The 17,528-nt window shown below is 59.2% G+C and carries 19 protein-coding genes; 11 read left to right on the forward strand and 8 right to left on the reverse strand.

Going from position 1 to position 17,528, the window contains the following annotated elements; translation table 11 throughout:
- Nucleotides 1–9 precede the first annotated feature (9 nt).
- The 5 genes from AAER43_RS05865 to AAER43_RS05885 all read left to right on the forward strand — a co-directional run bounded on the left by AAER43_RS05865 (nt 10) and on the right by AAER43_RS05885 (nt 4,545).
- The gene (locus AAER43_RS05865) at nt 10–864 is read left to right on the forward strand and encodes an isochorismatase (protein WP_050863287.1); all 855 of its coding nucleotides are present in this window, start codon (nt 10–12) and stop codon (nt 862–864) included.
- Entirely contained in the window at nt 864–1,619 is a 756-nt protein-coding gene (gene entA, locus AAER43_RS05870; protein WP_050863288.1) for a 2,3-dihydro-2,3-dihydroxybenzoate dehydrogenase EntA, read from the forward strand. The genes AAER43_RS05865 and entA overlap by 1 nt, the downstream gene beginning before the upstream one ends.
- Nucleotides 1,620–2,033 carry a proofreading thioesterase EntH gene (entH, locus tag AAER43_RS05875; protein WP_045268266.1) on the forward strand — a complete coding sequence of 138 codons (414 nt, stop codon included), beginning with the start codon at nt 1,620–1,622 and terminating at the stop codon, nt 2,031–2,033.
- Nucleotides 2,034–2,182: 149 nt separating this feature from the next.
- The gene (gene cstA / locus AAER43_RS05880; protein WP_050863289.1) at nt 2,183–4,288 is read left to right on the forward strand and encodes a pyruvate/proton symporter CstA; all 2,106 of its coding nucleotides are present in this window, start codon (nt 2,183–2,185) and stop codon (nt 4,286–4,288) included.
- A 59-nt stretch (nt 4,289–4,347) separates the two neighbouring features.
- On the forward strand, nt 4,348–4,545 hold the full coding sequence (locus AAER43_RS05885; protein WP_014169079.1) for a YbdD/YjiX family protein: 198 nt from the start codon (nt 4,348–4,350) through the stop codon (nt 4,543–4,545).
- Here AAER43_RS05885 and AAER43_RS05890 read toward each other — a convergent pair.
- The 4 genes from AAER43_RS05890 to AAER43_RS05905 all read right to left on the reverse strand — a co-directional run bounded on the left by AAER43_RS05890 (nt 4,542) and on the right by AAER43_RS05905 (nt 7,298).
- Nucleotides 4,542–4,946: a helix-turn-helix transcriptional regulator gene (locus tag AAER43_RS05890; RefSeq protein WP_023336899.1), complete on the reverse strand. Its 405-nt coding sequence runs from the start codon at nt 4,944–4,946 to the stop codon at nt 4,542–4,544. The genes AAER43_RS05885 and AAER43_RS05890 overlap by 4 nt on opposite strands.
- Complete coding sequence (locus tag AAER43_RS05895; RefSeq protein ID WP_023336900.1) at nt 4,927–5,223, reverse strand: type II toxin-antitoxin system RelE/ParE family toxin; 297 nt, start codon at nt 5,221–5,223, stop codon at nt 4,927–4,929. Before AAER43_RS05895 ends, AAER43_RS05890 begins: the two co-directional genes overlap by 20 nt.
- 183 nt (nt 5,224–5,406) lie before the next feature.
- Nucleotides 5,407–6,150, reverse strand: coding sequence for a 3-oxoacyl-ACP reductase family protein (locus AAER43_RS05900; RefSeq protein ID WP_014882958.1), 744 nt, complete (start codon nt 6,148–6,150; stop codon nt 5,407–5,409).
- Between the two features lie 59 nt (nt 6,151–6,209).
- On the reverse strand, nt 6,210–7,298 hold the full coding sequence (locus AAER43_RS05905) for an oxidoreductase (protein ID WP_023336901.1): 1,089 nt from the start codon (nt 7,296–7,298) through the stop codon (nt 6,210–6,212).
- Between the two features lie 159 nt (nt 7,299–7,457).
- Here AAER43_RS05905 and AAER43_RS05910 point away from each other — a divergent pair, with 159 nt between their 5' ends.
- From AAER43_RS05910 to AAER43_RS05925, 4 genes are read left to right on the forward strand one after another with little or no spacing between them, the layout of a single operon-like run.
- Nucleotides 7,458–8,960 carry a sugar ABC transporter ATP-binding protein gene (locus AAER43_RS05910; protein ID WP_050863290.1) on the forward strand — a complete coding sequence of 501 codons (1,503 nt, stop codon included), beginning with the start codon at nt 7,458–7,460 and terminating at the stop codon, nt 8,958–8,960.
- On the forward strand, nt 8,957–9,952 hold the full coding sequence (locus tag AAER43_RS05915; protein ID WP_050863291.1) for an ABC transporter permease: 996 nt from the start codon (nt 8,957–8,959) through the stop codon (nt 9,950–9,952). The genes AAER43_RS05910 and AAER43_RS05915 overlap by 4 nt, the downstream gene beginning before the upstream one ends.
- A gap of 19 nt (nt 9,953–9,971) precedes the next feature.
- Nucleotides 9,972–11,036 (forward strand): sugar ABC transporter substrate-binding protein, encoded by a 1,065-nt coding sequence (locus tag AAER43_RS05920; protein WP_023336903.1) that lies wholly within the window; start codon nt 9,972–9,974, stop codon nt 11,034–11,036.
- Nucleotides 11,033–12,274 carry an LVIVD repeat-containing protein gene (locus AAER43_RS05925; RefSeq protein WP_050863292.1) on the forward strand — a complete coding sequence of 414 codons (1,242 nt, stop codon included), beginning with the start codon at nt 11,033–11,035 and terminating at the stop codon, nt 12,272–12,274. The genes AAER43_RS05920 and AAER43_RS05925 overlap by 4 nt, the downstream gene beginning before the upstream one ends.
- Nucleotides 12,275–12,336: 62 nt before the next feature.
- On the opposite strand, the gene mtnK is transcribed toward AAER43_RS05925, so the two are convergent.
- On the reverse strand, nt 12,337–13,536 hold the full coding sequence (gene mtnK, locus AAER43_RS05930; protein ID WP_050863293.1) for an S-methyl-5-thioribose kinase: 1,200 nt from the start codon (nt 13,534–13,536) through the stop codon (nt 12,337–12,339).
- Between the two features lie 104 nt (nt 13,537–13,640).
- On the opposite strand from mtnK, the gene mtnA reads away from it, so the two are divergent.
- Both mtnA and AAER43_RS05940 read left to right on the forward strand, forming a co-directional pair.
- A complete protein-coding gene (gene mtnA, locus AAER43_RS05935) occupies nt 13,641–14,657 on the forward strand; it encodes an S-methyl-5-thioribose-1-phosphate isomerase (RefSeq protein ID WP_050863294.1) in 1,017 nt (338 codons plus the stop codon).
- Nucleotides 14,658–14,699: 42 nt separating this feature from the next.
- On the forward strand, nt 14,700–15,185 hold the full coding sequence (locus AAER43_RS05940; RefSeq protein ID WP_050863295.1) for an SRPBCC family protein: 486 nt from the start codon (nt 14,700–14,702) through the stop codon (nt 15,183–15,185).
- A 442-nt stretch (nt 15,186–15,627) separates the two neighbouring features.
- Here the strand turns inward: AAER43_RS05940 and AAER43_RS05945 are convergent, their stop codons facing one another.
- Genes AAER43_RS05945 through AAER43_RS05955 form a run of 3 tightly spaced genes read right to left on the reverse strand, consistent with a single transcriptional unit; the run spans nt 15,628 to nt 17,467 of the window.
- The gene (locus tag AAER43_RS05945; protein ID WP_050863296.1) at nt 15,628–16,170 is read right to left on the reverse strand and encodes an acireductone dioxygenase; all 543 of its coding nucleotides are present in this window, start codon (nt 16,168–16,170) and stop codon (nt 15,628–15,630) included.
- Complete coding sequence (gene mtnC / locus AAER43_RS05950) at nt 16,167–16,856, reverse strand: acireductone synthase (RefSeq protein WP_050863297.1); 690 nt, start codon at nt 16,854–16,856, stop codon at nt 16,167–16,169. Before mtnC ends, AAER43_RS05945 begins: the two co-directional genes overlap by 4 nt.
- Complete coding sequence (locus tag AAER43_RS05955; RefSeq protein WP_014882969.1) at nt 16,853–17,467, reverse strand: methylthioribulose 1-phosphate dehydratase; 615 nt, start codon at nt 17,465–17,467, stop codon at nt 16,853–16,855. The genes mtnC and AAER43_RS05955 overlap by 4 nt, the downstream gene beginning before the upstream one ends.
- Nucleotides 17,468–17,528: the final 61 nt, after the last annotated feature.

The raw sequence follows: 17,528 nt of genomic DNA on the forward strand, positions 1-17,528 counted from the left end.
GAACAGAGTATGGCCATTCCAAAATTAACCGCTTACGCGCTGCCGACCGCTGCAGAACTGCCAGCCAATAAAGTGAACTGGGCGTTCGAGCCAGAACGTGCCGCGCTGCTGATCCACGACATGCAGGAGTATTTCCTGAATTTCTGGGGCGAAAACAGCGCCATGATGCAGCAGGTGGTCGCGAATATCGCCAGACTTCGCGGGTACTGCAAAGCGCACAATATTCCGGTGTACTACACCGCGCAGCCAAAAGAGCAGAGCGATGAGGACCGCGCCCTGCTGAACGACATGTGGGGGCCGGGCCTGACCCGCTCGCCGGAGCAGCAGCGTATTGTGGCCGAACTGACGCCGGACGAAGCGGACACCGTGCTGGTGAAGTGGCGCTATAGCGCGTTCCATCGTTCGCCGCTGGAGCAGATGCTGAAAGAGACCGGCCGCAACCAGCTGCTGATTACCGGCGTGTACGCCCACATCGGCTGTATGACCACCGCGACCGATGCCTTTATGCGCGACATCAAGCCGTTCTTTATCGCCGACGCGCTGGCGGATTTCACCCGCGACGAGCATCTGATGTCCCTCAACTACGTTGCCGGGCGTTCAGGCCGCGTGGTGATGACCGACGAGCTGCTGCCGTCCATTCCGGCAACGAAAACCGCGCTGCGCGCGCTGATCCTGCCGCTGCTGGACGAGTCCGATGAGCCGATGGATGACGAAAACCTGATCGACTATGGTCTGGACTCTGTGCGCATGATGGCGCTGGCCGCCCGCTGGCGCAAAGTGCATGGCGATATCGACTTCGTGATGCTGGCCAAAAATCCTACCCTCGACGCCTGGTGGGCGCTGCTCTCCCGCGAGGTGAAGTGATGGCGGGATTTGATTTCAGCGGCAAAACCGTCTGGGTGACGGGCGCGGGGAAGGGGATAGGCTACGCGACGGCGCTGGCGTTTGTTGACGCGGGCGCGCAGGTGACCGGGTTCGATCTGGCCTTCCCGCAGGACGAATATCCCTTCGCGACTGAAACGCTGGACGTAGCAAATGCCGCGCAGGTGAGTGACGTGTGTGGCCGCGTGCTGGCTTCGCTTGAATGCCTGGACGTGCTGGTCAACGCGGCGGGTGTTCTGCGTATGGGGGCGACGGACCAGCTCTCGCAGGAGGACTGGCAGCAGACCTTCGCGGTCAACGTTGGCGGTGCGTTCAACCTTTTCCAGCAGACGATGGGCCAGTTTCGCCGTCAGCAGGGCGGGGCGATCGTCACCGTCGCCTCTGACGCGGCACATACGCCGCGTATCGGGATGAGCGCCTACGGCGCCTCGAAAGCGGCACTGAAAAGCCTCGCCCTGACCGTCGGCCTGGAGCTGGCGGGCAGCGGCGTACGCTGTAACCTGGTGTCGCCGGGGTCAACGGACACCGATATGCAGCGCACCCTGTGGACAAACGACGATGCGGAGCAGCAGCGCATTCGCGGTTTTGGCGAGCAGTTCAAGCTTGGTATTCCGCTTGGCAAAATCGCCCGTCCGCAGGAGATTGCCAGTACCGTGCTGTTCCTTGCCTCCGATGCCGCCAGCCATATTACTCTGCAGGATATCGTGGTGGACGGCGGCTCCACGCTGGGGGCGTAAATGATCTGGAAACGTCATTTATCGCTCGACGAGCTGAACGCGACCAGCATGAACACCCTGGTGGCGCATCTGGGCATCGTCTATACCCGCCTCGGCGACGACACGCTCGAGGCCGAGATGCCGGTGGATGCGCGTACCCATCAGCCGTTTGGCCTGCTGCACGGCGGCGCCTCAGCCGCGCTGGCGGAAACGCTGGGGTCGATGGCCGGATTTCTGATGACCCGTGACGGGCAAAGCGTCGTGGGCACCGAACTGAACGCCACACACCACCGTGCCGTGGCGCAGGGGAAGGTGCGTGGGGTGTGCCAGCCGCTGCATCTGGGGAGAACAAACCAGAGCTGGGAAATTGTGGTTTTCGACGAGCAGGGACGACGATGCTGTACCTGCAGGTTGAGTACGATGGTGTTGGGGTAAGTCATTTAGCTGAAAGTGATCGGCTTAACACTGTGGTGTAAATCTCTGGTTTGACCACACATTATTGCGTTTCAGAGTTGTTAAATTTTTGCCGTTGTTCTAGAAACAAAATGTAACATCTCACTGTTTCACAACAACGGATAACCACAATGAACAACTCAGGGAAATACCTTACATGGGCAGGGCTCTCCGTTGTGGGAGCTTTTGCCCTGGGCTATATCGCCCTCAACCGGGGGGAACAGATCAATGCGCTCTGGATCGTTGTCGCCTCCGTCTGCATTTATCTGATCGCGTATCGTTTTTATGGCCGCTTTATCGCGAAAACCGTCCTGGGCGTTGATGCGACGCGCATGACGCCTGCCGTGCGTCACAATGACGGTCTGGACTACGTCCCGACCGACAAAAAAGTGCTGTTCGGTCACCATTTTGCGGCGATTGCCGGGGCGGGCCCACTGGTGGGGCCGGTGCTGGCGGCCCAGATGGGCTACCTGCCCGGGATGATCTGGATCCTCGCGGGCGTGGTGCTGGCGGGCGCGGTGCAGGACTTCATGGTGCTGTTCGTTTCCACTCGCCGCGACGGCCGTTCACTGGGTGAACTGGTGAAAGAGGAGATGGGGGCAACCGCCGGGGTGATTGCCCTGGTGGCGACCTTTATGATCATGGTGATCATCCTCGCGGTGCTGGCGATGATTGTGGTGAAAGCGCTGACCCACAGTCCGTGGGGGACGTACACCGTCGCGTTCACCATACCGCTGGCGCTGTTTATGGGGATCTACATTCGCTACCTGCGCCCGGGCCGCATTGGTGAAGTGTCGGTGATTGGCTTGGTGTTCCTGGTGTTCGCCATTATTTCCGGCGGCTGGGTGGCGGAAAGCCCGACCTGGGCACCGTTCTTCGACTTTACCGGTATACAGCTGACCTGGATGCTGGTGGGGTATGGCTTTGTGGCTGCGGTACTGCCGGTATGGCTGCTGTTGGCCCCGCGTGACTACCTCTCTACGTTCCTGAAAATCGGTACCATCGTCGGGCTGGCGATCGGCATTCTGATTATGCGTCCGACCCTGACCATGCCTGCGCTGACTAAGTTCATCGACGGTACCGGCCCGGTCTGGACCGGCAACCTGTTCCCGTTCCTGTTTATCACCATCGCCTGCGGTGCGGTGTCTGGTTTCCACGCGCTGATTGCCTCCGGGACCACGCCGAAGATGCTGGCGAATGAAAATCAGGCCTGCCTGATTGGCTACGGCGGCATGCTGATGGAATCCTTCGTCGCCATTATGGCGCTGGTTTCCGCCTGTATTATCGACCCGGGCGTCTACTTCGCGATGAACAGCCCGATGGCGGTACTGGCCCCGGCCGGGACCGTTGACGTCGTGGCGTCTGCTGCGCAGGTGGTCAGCGGCTGGGGCTTTGCGATTACCCCTGAAACGTTGACGCATATCGCTAATGAGGTGGGCGAGCAGTCAATTATCTCCCGTGCGGGTGGTGCGCCAACGCTGGCGGTGGGTATGGCCTACATTCTGCACGGTGCGCTGGGTGGGCTGATGGACGTGTCGTTCTGGTATCACTTCGCCATTCTGTTCGAGGCGCTGTTTATCCTGACGGCGGTGGATGCCGGTACGCGTGCGGCGCGCTTTATGCTGCAGGATCTGCTGGGGGTGATCTCCCCGAACCTGAAGCGTACCGATTCGCTCCCGGCAAACCTGCTGGCGACGGCGCTGTGCGTGCTGGCGTGGGGCTACTTCCTGCATCAGGGCGTGGTGGATCCGCTCGGTGGCATTAACACGCTCTGGCCGCTGTTCGGTATCGCTAACCAGATGCTGGCAGGCATGGCGCTGATGCTCTGCGCGGTGGTGCTGTTTAAAATGAAGCGCCAGCGCTATGCGTGGGTGGCGCTGGTGCCGACCGCGTGGCTGCTGATCTGTACCCTGACGGCAGGCTGGCAGAAAGCCTTCAGCCCGGATAACAAAGTGGGCTTCCTGGCGATTGCCAATAAGTTCCAGGCGATGATCGACAGCGGCAAGATCCCGGCGCAGTACACCGAGTCTCAGCTGTCGCAGCTGGTATTTAATAACCGTCTGGATGCCGGGCTGACCATCTTCTTTATGGTGGTGGTCGTGGTGCTGGCGTTGTATTCTCTTAAAACCGCGCTTGCAGCATTGAAAGTGGATAAGCCAACGGCGAAAGAGATACCGTATGAGCCAATGCCTGAAAACCTGGAAGAGATTGTCACCCAGGCGAAAGGGGCGCATTAACCAGTGTGCCGGGTGGCGCTAGCGCTTACCCGGCCTACATTTTCTGTGAGACCAGAACGATGTTCGACACCCTCTCCAAAGCAGGTAAGTACCTGGGCCAGGCCGCCAAAATGATGATTGGTGTGCCGGACTACGACAACTACGTTGAACATATGCGCGTCAACCACCCGGACCAGACGCCCATGACCTACGAAGCCTTTTTCCGCGACCGCCAGGACGCCCGCTACGGCGGCAAGGGCGGGGCGAAGTGCTGTTAACCCTCTTTCGGTAAATAGAGGCTGATCTGTTCCTGCTTGCAGCCGTAAATTGCCGCGAGCTTTTCGCGGGTGCGCTTTTGCGGACGGGAGTCCAGCGCTTCCAGCTGTGAGACGGCGGACTGGGTGATGCCGAGTTTCTGCGCCACCTCCTGCTGGGATAACCCGCAATGGATGCGCCACGCGGCCTGCAGGCTGACGTTCTCGCTATGCATGATGTCGCACACTTCCCCCGGTAAACCTACGTCATCATAACAATCGTGTTCGACTTCAATATCCTCCAGATCATCGTCGGTTTCGTCGTCGATTTCTGCCATCTGTAAGCACATACGAAAGTATTCATCATAGGGAATAACCACGTACTGCGTTTTTCCGTCATCGTCCTTAATTAGCTGAACAGCCATAGGGGGCTTTCTCCTCGTGAAGGTAGGTCGTTGATGTTCTGTGCTTGACGGCCAAAACATAACAATGTTTATCGGGATCGTCCCGAAGTGTAATCAGAATGCGGTAATCGCCAACGCGTAGCCGGAAATGATTTTCTGTCGCCGATATTTTTTTGATATCGGGCCGGGGAGCTGAGCGATCGTCTAGCTCAGAAAGTTTAACTTTGATTCTTCGCTGATATCGGCCATCGATTTTGGAAAACTCTTTCTTTGCATTCTTTGACCAGACAATCTTCATCCGTACCTCCACTGTACGCCCACACAAAATATAAGGAAATAATAAGACTATTAGATAAAATCCGAATTTCTAATGGGGTACTGTAGAGTGGCGAAAAACCGCGAGAAAGCGGCAAAACGCAAACCGTCGAGGCGGCCCGGAAGAGCCTCTGCCGGGTGACAGAGGCTTGCAGAAAATATGCGTTCAGGCGTTCAAACCGCCGTCCACGTCCAGACCGGTACCGGAGATCTGCCCGGCGGCCGGGCTGGCAAGGAAAGTGACTGCCGCCGCGATGTCTTCCGGCTGACCGTAATGGCCGACCGCAATCATCTGGCGCTGGGCTTCCGCCTGTTCCCCGTCCTCCGGGTTCATATCGCTGTTGGTCGGACCGGGATGCACCAGGTTGACGGTGATGCCGCGCGGGCCGAGATCGCGCGCCAGGCCGCGGGTAAGAGAGTTGAGGGCCGACTTGGTCATGGAGTAAACGGCAATACCGGGCATGGCCACGCGGTTTGCCAGGCAACTGCCGATGTTAATGATGCGCCCGCCGTCAGACATGTGCACCAGCGCTTCCTGAATGGCGATCACCACGCCGCGGATGTTGACGTTGATCAGGGCGTCGATGTCAGCCAGCGTCATGGACTCCAGCGGGCCACCGCGCGCGATCCCGGCGTTGTTGACCAGAATGTCCAGCCCGCCGAGCGCGCGCGCCGCATGGGTGACGGCATCCTGAATCGCCTGCGCGCTGGCGCTGTCAGCCTGTACGGCTTCACCGTATCGGCCAAGCGCTTTTATCTCATCGGCGACCGCCTGGGCTTTATCGGCTGATTTTTCATACGTTATAACCACATCGGCACCGGCGCGGGCCAGCGACAGGGCTATCGCACGGCCCAACCCACGGCTGGCGCCGGTAACCAGCGCTTTCTTACCTGTTAAATCGATCTGCATCATGACCTCGTTGCGAGAGAGTGGTGAGAATCATCATTAGGTATAGACGGTCGGCGCATTTAACGGGGGAATGTTTCCACCTTCTCAAACGCGGCGCGCAGAACGTCAGGGGTTAACTCAACGGGCAGATAATGAATCGACTCCACCGGACGCAGGGTGTGGGTAATAACCTTATCCAGCGCGTCGCGGTTATTAATATCAACGTCCAGTTCGCGTAGCCGGGTCGGCAGGTTAAAGCGTTGATAGGCCGCCACCAGCTGCGCCAGCACGTCGTCCTGGCCGAGCAGGGCGCTTTGCACCAGAATGCCGTAGGCCACCTTGGTGCCGTGCAGGTATTTTTCCGTCTGCGGCAGCACGGTTAAGCCGTTATGTACGGCATGCGCCGCCGCCACGCGGGTGTAGCGCTCGCCCAGACCGCCGACCATTCCACCGCCGGCAACGATCGCATCCACTACGTCCCGGAACGCCTGCGATAACTCGCCACGCTGTTGGTCTGCCAGCGCTTCTTCGCTGCGTTCCAGCAGCACGTCGCGGATCGCCAGCGCGCTGTTGATGCCCAGCCGCACGGTCAGGGGCAGGTTTTCCGGCTCAGGTGCCAACACAACCGCTTCGTACCACTTCGCCAGCGTGTCGCCGATGCCCGCCAGCAGGTATTCCGCCGGGGCATTGAGAACGATCTGCGGCTCCACCAGCACCAGGAAGTTCGCGTCGTCGAAAATCTCAAACTGCAACGCCTGGCCTTCATCGTTGTACCAGACGGAGAGCGGGGTCCACGCCGCGCAGGTCGCGGCGATGGTGGGGATGCCCACGAACGGTACACCTGAACGGCGCGCCACGGCTTTGACGGTATCCATCACCGCGCCGCCGCCGATGCCTATCACCACGCTGACGTCGCTGCCGGCTTCATTCACCAGGTGGCTGACGTCGCGCTCGCTGCAGTGGCCCTTAAACAGCAGGTGTTTTGCCCCCGGCGCGTCAAAGCTCGCTGGCAGGAAAGGGCGCGCGGCTTCGATGGCGCGCTCGCCGTAAATCCACACCGCGCGGGAAAGCTGCTCTGGCGTGAAGAAATCATTGAGATGCGCAAGGCTGCCTGGGTGGGAGAAGTAGTTCGCCGGGCCGGGCACGACGCGGATATCGGTATTGCTCATGGTGTTGTCCTTTTTTAGCACGCGCTAACCCGATGTTATGTTTGGACATCCGGATGGCTAATAATATTTCGCTTTATCTTATGCCTTTTCCGTCGTTGTCAGTCAACCGGCGCTGTGAAAAATTCGATAAATCAGAAGAGTAATGAAGGATTTACGCGGATGGTTTCCAGTCGCCTTGAGATGCGTGGTATCAGCCTGGCCTTTTCCGGCTTTCAGGCGCTGTCACGGGTGGACTTTACCCTGAGCGGAGGGTCGGTGCATGCGCTGACCGGCGCCAACGGCGCGGGGAAATCGACGCTGATGGCGGTGCTGTGCGGAACGCACGATCGCTATGAAGGCGAGATTTGCATTAACAACCAGTCGGTGACGATCCGCGAGCCGCTGGACGCCAAGCGGCTGGGCATTCACCTTGTGCAGCAGGAAGTGGACGTGGCGCTGATCCCGGGGCTGAGCATTGCCGAGAACATCATGCTCGACCAGCTTGCGCAGCCCGGGCACCGCTTCAGCTGGCGTGCGGTTCGTCACCAGGCGAGACAGGCGCTGGCGCAACTGGACGTGTCCATGGATGTTCGGCGATCGGTCGACAGCTGCACGCTTGCTGAAAAACAGCAGATTTTGCTGGCGCGGGCGCTGTCCCATCATTGCCGTTTTTTAATTCTGGATGAACCCACCGCACCGCTGGATGCACACGAAAGCGAGCGCCTGTTTGCGGTGGTGAGACGCCTGCAGCAGCAGGGCATCGGCGTAGTGTTTATCTCGCACCGTATTCACGAGCTGAAAGCCATCTGCGACACCCTGACGGTGCTGCGTGACGGCAAGCTGATTGAGTCCGGCCCGATGGCCGATCTCAGCGGCGAAGCGATCGTTGAGAAGATGCTTGGCCACGTGCTGAGCGATATTTACCCGCCTGCTCGCCCCCCGCACAGCGACGAAACGTTGCTGCGCGTAGAGGGCCTGCACGATGACGCGCTGCTGAAAGATATCTCCCTTCACCTGCGCAAAGGCGAAATTCTGGGCATTGCCGGTCTGGCGGGCGCGGGCAAAACCGAACTTTGCAAGGCGCTGTTTGGCGCCACGAAAAGCCGGGTGACACAAGGCGAGTTGAATCATCAGTCCTGGAAACCGCGCGACCCGGCCGACTCGGTGCTGCGCGGGCTGGCGCTGGTGCCGGAGGAGCGGCGCAAGGAGGGCATTTTTATCGACGAGCCCGTGAGCATGAACCTTGCCGTGTGCGCCGATAACAGCTTCTCGCGCTGGAGCCTGTTTGGTCATCGTCAGGCGTGGCGCTGGGCAGAAGAGGTGATTGCCCGCGTCGGCGTGCGTGCGCGGGGGCCGGGGCAGGTGCTGCGCCGTTTGTCCGGCGGCAACCAGCAGAAGGTCGCCATCGGTAAATGGCTGCGTAATGATGCCAGCGTGCTGATTTTCGATGAGCCGACTAAGGGCGTGGACGTGAAAGCCAAAACCGATCTGTTCCAGCTGATTGACGGCCTGGCGCGCGAGGGCAAAGGGGTGATTTATGCCTCGGGTGAATTTGCCGAGCTGGTCGGGCTGTGCGACCGCATCTGCGTGCTGTGGGACGGACGTATCGTGGCGGAAATCGCCGGGGCCGAGGCCCGTGAAGAGACACTACTTTATTATTCAACCGGAGGATCGGCGTCGTGAGTAAGGCCCTTTCAGTGACTGCGGCGGCGTCAGGCCGTCAGCATATTTTCGATTTTCTCTACAAGTGGGGCATGCTGCTGACCGTCGTCGCGCTGGTGGCGGTGTTTGGCCTGGCCTCGGACAACTTCCTCGATCCGAACAACATCATCAACATATTGCGCGCGATCGCCATCGTGACGGTGATTGCCATTGGCGTATCGATTTCGCTGACCGTCGGCGGGTTCGATCTCTCCGTGGGATCCACCGCGTCGCTAGCAAACGCGCTGGTGATATCGCTTTTCGTCTGGCACGGCTTCGGCACTACCGAGTCGATTCTGATTACCCTTGCGCTCTGCACGCTGGTGGGGCTGTTCAACGCGTTTCTGATCGTCATCCTGCGTATTCCGGACATGCTCGCGACCCTCGCCAGCCTGTTTGTGATCCAGGGCGTGGCGATGACTTACAGCTATGGCGGGTCGATTACCGAAAACATGGTGCTGCTGAGCGGTGATATGGCGGAAGGGACCATTCCGGCGGCGTTCAGCCTGCTGGGGCAGGTGCCGACCATCGTCATCATCATGCTGGTGGTGACGGTTCTCGCGCAGCTGGGATTGTCCCTCACCACGCATGGCCGACGCATGTACGCCATCGGCGGCAACCCGGAAGCCGCGCGCCTCTCCGGTATTCGCACCACGCGCTACAAGGTGGCAGCTTACGTGATCGCCTCGCTGCTGGCGGGGCTGGGCGGGATTTTGCTGGCCTCGCGCATTGGCTCGTCGCAGGTGAATGCCGGGGGCGGTTATCTGATGGATGCGGTGGCCGCGGCGTGGATCGGCTTCTCGCTGGCGGGTTCCGGCAAGCCGAACGCGCTGGGGACGCTGGTTGGGGCAGTTATTCTCGGCGTGCTGTCGAACGGGCTGGTGATGCTCTCCGTGCCGTATTACGCCATGGACATTATAAAAGGGCTGGTGCTCGCGGTGGCGCTGGCGATGACCTACATACAAAAACGCTGATAACACAACAGGATAAAAAATGAAAAAAATTGCACGCTCATTGGTAGCACTTGGATTATTGACTGCGCTGCCAGGCTTCGCGGCCACGCCCGCACCGGTGCCGGCTGCCATTGCGAACCACGAGGGTCCGATCCGCATCGCGGTGATCCGCAACCTCGGCTCCGACGACAACACCACGCAGTTTGTGGCGGGGGCGATTCAGGAAGGGAAGAAACTCGGCTTTAAGGTCAGCACTTTTTTAAGCAACGGGGACGATGCCAAATTCCAGGACTTCGTGAACCAGGCAATCAGCCAGAAGTACGACGGGATTATCCTGTCTCAGGGGCGCGATCCGTACTCCACCGCGCTGGTGAAGAAGGCGGTGGATGCCGGGATTAAAGTCGCCGTGTTTGATACGGCGGTGAACGGCGAGATCCCGGGCGTGACCGTTACTCAGCAGGATGATGCTTCGCTGACGAACCTCTCCTTCGGCCAGCTGGCGAAAGATTTCAACGGCAAGGCCAATATTGTCAAGCTGTGGGTGGCGGGCTTCCCGCCGATGGAGCGTCGTCAGGCGGCGTACAAGGAACTGCAAAAACAGTATCCGGAGATCAAAGAGCTGGAATCCATTGGCGCGGTCTCCTCTGACGTGCAGGGGGATACTGCCAACAAGGTGGGCGCTATCCTGGCGAAATACCCGAAAGGAAAAATCGACGCTATCTGGGGCACCTGGGATGCCTTCAGCCAGGGCGCGTATAAGGCGCTGAAAGAGAACGGACGCACCGAGATCAAACTCTACAGCATCGATATATCTAACCAGGATCTGCAGCTGATGCGTGAGCCGGGCAGCCCGTGGAAGGTAAGCGTGGCGGTGGATCCGAAGCTGATTGGCGCAACCAACGTGCGTTTGATCGCCAATAAGATTGCCGGAGAAGCGACCCCGGCAACCTATGACTTTAAAGCCGCTGCCATTCCGCAGGCGCTGCTGACCGCCCAGCCGGGTGGGGTGAACGTGGCGTCGCTTGGGAAAATCATTCCGGGCTGGGGCCAGACGGACGATTTTATCGCGCCGTGGTTTGCGACGCTGGAAGCTAAAAATAAATGAGTGTGCTCCCTACGCCCGAATACAGCCGCAATATGCGGCTGATTGGCCATAGCGACCAGGGCGGTCGCCCGGACGGCGTGCAGCTGATGGTGCATCACGGTTTCGCGTATATCGGTCATATGGTGTCGCAGGGTTTTTCCATCGTCGATGTGCGCGACCCGAAAAACCCGAAAGCGGCAGGTTATGTTCCCGCGCCGCCCGGCACCTGGAACGTGCATTTGCAGGCACATGACGATCTGTTGCTGGTGATCAACGCCCGGGATCTGTTTGCCGATGCCCGCTTTGCCGATGAGAAGGTTTACTACACCCGTCAGGTGGGGGAGACCGTCAGCGACGTGCGGGACAAAGGCTGGAGCGCCGGGCTGCGGGTGTTTGATATCTCTACCCCGGACAAGCCGCGTGAAATCGGCTTTCTTTCGCTGAACGGCATCGGGATCCACCGCATCTGGTACGTCGGCGGGCGCTGGGCGTACGTGTCGGCGCTGATTGACGGCTTTACCGATTATATCTTTCTGACCATCGATCTGGCCGACCCGCGCAAGCCTGAAGTGGCGGGGCGCTGGTGGCTGCCGGGGATGAACCAGGCCGAAGGGGAAAAGCCCAGTTGGCCCGAAGGGAAGCGCTACGCGCTGCACCACGCGATTATCGCCGGCGATACCGCCTATGGGAGCTGGCGCGACGGTGGCCTGACGCTGCTGGACGTGAAAGACCGCACTCAACCAAAGCTGATTAGCCATCGCAACTGGAGCCCGCCGTTTGGTGGCGGGACGCATACCGCGCTGCCGCTGCCGGACCGTTCCCTGCTGGTGGTGCTCGACGAAGCGGTGCTGGATAACCAGGAGGATGGGGAGAAGCTGATCTGGCTGTTTGATATCCGCGAGCCGTCGAACCCGGTGAGTATCTCGACTTTCCCGCAGCCGGATGAAACCGACTACGTGGCGAAAGGGGCGCACTTTGGGCCGCACAACCTGCACGAGAACCGGCCGGGGAGTTTTGTCAGCTCGACGCTGATTTTTGCCACTTACCAGAACGCGGGCGTACGCGCGTATGATATTTCCAACCCGTATCGCCCGGTGGAGACCGGTGCGCTGGTGCCAGCTGCGCCGGAAAGAATGATGGATACGCGGCCGAATCGCCCGCAGGTGATCCAGTCCTGCGACGTGTTTGTGGATGCTCAGGGGATTATCTACAGCACGGATTATAACGGTGGGTTGTCGGTGATTGAGTATTTAGGGTGAGTGCGGTTTGGTGCCCTCACCCCGACCCTCTCCCACGGGGAGAGGGAGAAAACCAGAAGCACTCAGCTGTACTGCCGCACGCGTGCCACCAGCTCTTCCGCGCTGTCGATGCGCTCGGCAATGACAATCAACGCCTTGCCGAGGGTAATCGCATGGCGCAGGCATTCGTGGCGCATGGCGTCATCCTGAATGGTGTCGATATCCGCGACGTGGGAAAGCCCGACGCTGCGGCGAATCAGTTCGGTGCCGCAGAAACCAATGGCGTCATGCCAGACCTTTTTCAGAAACGCGGAAGCATAGCCCGGCGCACTGAGCGCGGCGTCTCGCGTTTTTTCGTTTGCTAATGCCTGGAAGCGCTCCGCGAAGGTGTTCCACAGCGCCTGAATGTCGATCAGGCGCTGCTCGCGGGCGGCGGCGGCATCGCGAATACCCAGATGCCCCGGCAGGCCGCAGAAGTTGAGCAGCAGGTTGCCAATGGCCGTGCCGACGTCAAAGCCAATCGGGCCAACGTAGCCGAACTCGGCGTCAATGGCCTTCAGGCTGCCGTCCGCCACAAAAATGGAGCCGCTGTGAATATCCCCGTGCAGCAGCGCTTCAGCGTGTGAGAAAAAGCGATGCTTCAGGGAGGCCACGGCAATTTTCAACTGGGCATCGTCGCGCAGGGCGGCGACGTCATTTTCCAGCTCGACCGGGTAGTTGTTGCGTTCGTGGATCTGGTACGGATCGTTGAAGAACAGATCTTCGGTGATCTCACACATCTCCGGGTTGATGAATTTCGCTACCTGCGCTTTTTTCGCGTGCGGATGCAGGTAGAAATCGCTGGTGTGGAACAGCGTGTATGCGAGGTATTCACCCAGCTGACGCGCGGCATGAGGATAGTGATTGTTTTTAATCAGCTCGCCGCGCCAGATGCGATGGCTGGAGAGATCCTCCATCACCATCACCGCCAGTTCCGGGTCAAAGTGGTGGATTTTCACGGTGTGCTGCGGGCTGTGCTGGTAATGCTCGACCAGGGTTTGCGCCTCCAGACGGGCGCGGTCCAGCGTCAGCGGCCAGGACTCGCCGACGCAGCGCACGTAGGGCAGCGCCTGTTTGACGATGACGCGGCTTGTGCCCTGGGCATCGAAAATTTTGAAGACCAGATTGAGGTTGCCGTCGCCCACTTCCTGCGCCTCCACCAGCGAGGAAGGATCGTCGAGTCCACCAAACTGCCTGGCATACTCCACGGCGTCCTGAGCGGTAAAGGTACGGTATTGCGACATGGCCTGCTCCTCACGAGTTTGCTAATAAAGACATGTAGACGTCTATACATCTGGATTTCATCCTGACACAATGTGCTACAACAACGCAACAGGGAATTAACGACATGCAGACATTACAGACGACCAGCCTGCGGGTGGCGGATAATCAGCTCTTTATTCTCGACCAGCAGGCGCTTCCGCAGGAGAAACGCTGGCTTGAGGCCTCCACGGTAGAGACGCTGGTCGGGCATATCCATGCTCTGCGCGTGCGCGGTGCGCCGCTGATTGGTCTCTCTGCAAGCCTGCTGCTGGCATTGCTGGCGGAAAGCGGCAAAAGCCGTGATGAACTCGCCGTGGCGCTGGAAACCCTGCGCGCGTCCCGCCCGACGGCGGTGAACCTGATGAACAACCTTGACCGTATGAAGCTGGCGCTCTGGCAGGAAGATTTCGTTTCGGCGCTGGTGTCTGAAGCGCTACGCCTGATTTCTGAAGACAGGCAGTTGTGCGACGCTATCGCCCGCGCGGGCAGCGCGCTGGTGACGCCCGGTAGCCGCCTGCTGACCCACTGCAACACCGGCGGGCTGGCAACGGCGGGCGTGGGCACGGCGCTGGGCGTGATTGCCCGCGCCTATCAGGAGGGAAATGTCAGCAACGTCTGGGTGGATGAAACCCGTCCGCTGCTGCAGGGCGGCAGATTGACCGCGTGGGAGCTTGGCGAGCTGGGCGTGCCGTATCGGCTGATTACCGATTCCATGGCCGCCAGCCTGATGGCAAAAGGGGAAGTGGACGCCGTGTGGGTAGGGGCCGATCGCATTGCCGCTAACGGCGACGTGGCGAACAAAATCGGTACCTATTCCCTTGCGGTGCTGGCGAAATTCCACGGCATTCCGTTCTACGTGGCTGCCCCGCAAACAACCCTCGACCCGGAGTGCCCGAATGGGGATGCGATCCCGATTGAGCAGCGCGCCGCCAGTGAGGTGACGGGCGTTGCGGGAAGCTTTGGGGCGGTGCAGTGGGCGCCGGAAAACGCCCTGGTCTATAACCCGGCGTTTGACGTTACGCCAGCCTCGCTGATTAGCGGCTGGGTGCTGGATACGGGCGTAGTGACGCCGGAAGAGGTGGCAAACGGGAAATTCGCCTGAGTCCGGCTATCCTTTAAGGGGTTCCCTTTAGAGGACGATATCGTGACGCTTGATCCTGATACTGACTTAAAACTGGAGCGCGTGGTGGATGCACCGCGCGACCTGCTGTGGCTCTGCTGGACCACGCCCGAGCACATCAAAAACTTCTTTATTCCTGCTCCCCATAAAGTGACCGAATGCGACCTCGACCTGCGCGTGGGCGGTCGGTTCAATACCGTATTTGAGGTGGACGGACAGCGGATGGATAACCGGGGTGTGTTTCTTGAAATCGACCCGGGAAAAAAACTGGTCTTTACCGACGGTTATACGGAAGGCTGGAAACCGGCCGAGAAGCCGTTTATGACGGCGATTTTGCTGCTGGAGGAGGTGGGCGAGGGCAAAACCTGCTATACGGCAATTGCGCGCCACCCGACGAAGGAGATCCGCGAGCAGCATGAACAGATGGGCTTCCACGAAGGGTGGGGGATTGTGCTGGATCAGCTGGTGGGGTATGTGAAAAGGCTTAGAACCTCTCTCCCAAAGGGTTGAGATTTCCCCACAAAATTATGTCAGCACGGAACAATCCCCTCTCCCTTTGGGAGAGGGTTAGGGTGAGGGGAACATACGGCTTTAGTGGTCATTCCGTTCACGTAATGTTCTTTGCTACTCTGTAACGACATGACCGGTGAACGTGCCAGGGTGGCTCAATCGCCACCACCCTGGCAACCCGGGCTCCCGGCGGTAAATCGCCGCGTCGCGGTGCCCTCAGCTTATTCCTTCAGGCTATCGGGTCGGGCATGAGCCTGCATCCCTGCAGGCCACGCCCTCTCGGCGCATCCATGCGCCTCGCCCCGGCCTTACGGAAACGCTTCGGCGATTTACAGCCGGACCAGGGCATCGCTGAAAGCCTTCAGTCATTCTGAAAGCAGCTTATTGCTTCTGCTAACAAATTACCGGGGATTCCTCAGCCCACATGGAGAGGGAGAAAAGATTATGCCAGATGTGGATACGCATCCGCGATCGCATCACCGGTAAACTGCGCCACCCAGCCTTCCGGGTTATCAAAAATACGGATCGCGGTAAAGTTCGGCTCTGAACCCATATCAAACCAGTGCGGCGTACCCGCGGGTACGGAGATCAGATCGTTTTTCTCGCACAGCACCTGATAAACCTCATCGCCAATGTGCAGGCAGAACAATCCCGCGCCTTCCACGAAGAAGCGCACTTCATCTTCGCCGTGAGTATGTTCGCTCAGGAACTTTGCGCGCAGCGCGTCTTTTTGTGGGTTATCGGCCCGCAGGCTGATGACGTCCCAGCTCTGATAACCTTTCTCTGCCACCAGTTTGTCGATCGCATGCTGGTAAGCCTCAATCACCGCCTCCGGGGCGGGATCCTGACCTAAATCGCGGTCCGCGTCCCAGCGTTCAAAACGTACGCCTTTGGCGTTGAGCTGCCGGGCGATCTCGGCGGCGTCGGTGCTGTGCCACTTTGGTTGACTGGCGTCTTTATCAGAATAGACAGTTAATGCGCTCATGAAGGGATCTGCTCCGGGTTTATCTCGTCAAACTGGTGGACCTGATGGTGATGGCTTGCCCCGTCATCATCGCCGCGAATCAGCTGCAGGGTACGAAAGCCTGCCTGTTCAGCCGCGTCCAGCTCCTGATGAATATCTGACAGGAACAGGATCTGCGACGGCGCGATGCCCGTTTGGGCCGCAATGTTCTGGTAAGACGCCACCTCGCGCTTGGCGCCGATGTGGGTATCAAAATAGCCGCTGAACAGATGAGTAATATCACCTTCGTCGCTGTAGCCAAATAACAGTTTCTGTGCGGCGACCGATCCCGAGGAATAAACATAGAGATCAATCCCTTGCGCTTTCCATTTTTCCAGCGCAGGCAGGACGTCCGGGTAGAGGTGGCCGGTAAAGTCGCCATTCACGTAGCCATCGTGCCAGATGATCCCCTGCAGCGCTTTGAGCGCCGTGGATTTACGGTCTTCATCCATAAAGGCAAAGAGGGCGTCAATAAGCTCGCTGACGCTGGCGAGCGGGTTACCGATTTCATCGCGCAGATTGTCCAGAATGGATTTGACCGGCTCGGCGTACTGCTGCGCGGTGACGAACGCCGCCAGCCGCTCACGCGCGTAGGGGAACAAAACATCGTGGACAAAACGGATATCGCTGGTGGTCCCTTCAATATCCGTCACAATTGCGCGAATCATACTCTCTCCAGTTGTCGTAAACGCATTTCGCATTCAAAAAGAAATTCCAGTCCTTCCAGATGACGGCGGGCCTCGGCCACATCGCGTCCCCAGCAGGTTAAGCCATGACCGCGCAGAAGAAAACCATAATTAAGCGGGCGTTCCTGCGCGTAATGGGCGATTCGCGAGGCGAGGGCGTCGATATCCTGGTCATTATCAAACACCGGGATGGAGACGGTATCCAGATGGGTGGCCTGTCCGGTAAGCGATTTTTGCATTTCAAAGCCGCTGATGTTCAGCTCGGTTTCCCTGACCAGACGTGACAGCACCGTCGCGTTGACGGTGTGAACGTGCAGGACAGCGTTGGCCTCGGGGAACAGGCGATAAATGAGGGTGTGTAGCCCGGTCTCTGCCGACGGCTTGCGGCCTGACGGCGCACGGTTTGTGGCGATCTCGACCTGCAGAAAATCCGCCGTGGTCAGGCTGCCTTTGTCTTTACCGGATTCGCTCAACCAGCAGAGGTGTTCATCCTGTCGCACAGACATGTTGCCACCGGTGGCGGGTGCCCAGCCTTTGGCGCCAATCCAGCGGCAGGCGTCGACAAGTTGTGTGAGTTGCAGGTTGTCTGCCATTGCCTTTTACCTCTCGACCAGGAATATTGATATGGTATAGACGTCTAAGCGTCTTGATTGC

It is taken from the genome of Enterobacter sp. FUJ80071, assembly GCF_038739915.1.
Taxonomy (GTDB): domain Bacteria; phylum Pseudomonadota; class Gammaproteobacteria; order Enterobacterales; family Enterobacteriaceae; genus Enterobacter; species Enterobacter kobei.